This is a genomic window from Saccharothrix deserti (genome assembly GCF_009769385.1).
Taxonomy (GTDB): Bacteria; Actinomycetota; Actinomycetes; order Mycobacteriales; family Pseudonocardiaceae; genus Actinosynnema; species Actinosynnema deserti.
In genome coordinates this window covers 1-1,191 of the sequence record NZ_VKAB01000152.1, presented here as the reverse complement: position 1 = coordinate 1,191, position 1,191 = coordinate 1, and the positions used below count along the sequence as shown (strand labels likewise).

The window sequence follows — 1,191 nt, the reverse complement described above, 5'->3', positions numbered from 1 at the left end:
GTCACGCACCGGCGGCGGAGCGCAGGGCTTCCGCGCGGTCCGTGTTCTCCCAGGGCAGTTCGACGTCGGTGCGGCCGAAGTGGCCGTACGCGGCGGTCGGGGCGTAGATCGGGCGCAGCAGGTCCAGGTCGCGGATGATCGCGGCCGGGCGCAGGTCGAAGACCTCGCCGATCGCCTGCTGGATCTTCGACGGGTCGACCGTCTCGGTGCCGAAGGTCTCCACGAACAGACCCACCGGGGCGGCCTTGCCGATGGCGTACGCCACCTGCACCTCGATGCGCGTGGCCAAGCCCGCCGCCACCGCGTTCTTCGCCACCCAGCGCATCGCGTACGCCGCGGACCGGTCCACCTTCGACGGGTCCTTGCCGGAGAACGCGCCGCCACCGTGCCGCGCCATGCCGCCGTACGTGTCGACGATGATCTTGCGGCCGGTCAGGCCCGCGTCACCCATCGGACCGCCGATGACGAACCGGCCGGTCGGGTTGACCAGCAGCCGCACGTCGGTGGTGTCCAGGCCGAGCGCCGCGACCTCCGGGGCCACCACGTGCTCGCGCACGTCGACACCCAGCAGCTTCTCCAGGTCGATCCCGTCCGCGTGCTGCGTGGACACCACGACGGTGTCCAGCCGCACCGGCTGGTCGCCCGCGTACTCGATGGTGACCTGCGTCTTGCCGTCGGGACGCAGGTACGGAACGGTGCCGTCCTTGCGCACCGCGGTCAGCCGGCGCGACAGCCGGTGCGCCAACGCGATCGGCAACGGCATCAGCTCGGGGGTGTCCGTGCAGGCGTAGCCGAACATCAGGCCCTGGTCGCCCGCGCCCTGCTTGGCGATCTCGTCCTCGGTGCCGTCGACGCGCTTCTCGTAGGCGGTGTCCACGCCCTGCGCGATGTCCGGCGACTGCGAGCCGATGGCCACGTTCACGCCGCACGAGTAGCCGTCGAAACCCTTGGCCGACGAGTCGTAGCCGATCTCGACGATCTTGTCCCGCACGATCGACGGGATGTCCGCGTACGCCTCGGTGGTGACCTCGCCCGCCACGTGCACCTGGCCGGTGGTGACCATCGTCTCCACCGCGACGCGCGACCGCGGGTCCTTGGCCAGCAGCGCGTCGAGGATCGAGTCGCTGATGGCGTCGCAGATCTTGTCCGGGTGCCCCTCGGTCACCGACTCACTGGTGAACAGCCTGCTGC

At 70.7% G+C, this 1,191-nt stretch carries 1 protein-coding gene; it reads right to left on the bottom strand.

The genetic code is table 11. The annotated features are described in order from the left end of the window. Position 1: 1 nt before the first annotated feature. On the bottom strand, positions 2 to 1,183 hold the full coding sequence (gene metK, locus FM051_RS49955; protein ID WP_158854995.1) for a methionine adenosyltransferase: 1,182 nt from the start codon (positions 1,181 to 1,183) through the stop codon (positions 2 to 4). Positions 1,184 to 1,191 lie beyond the last annotated feature (8 nt).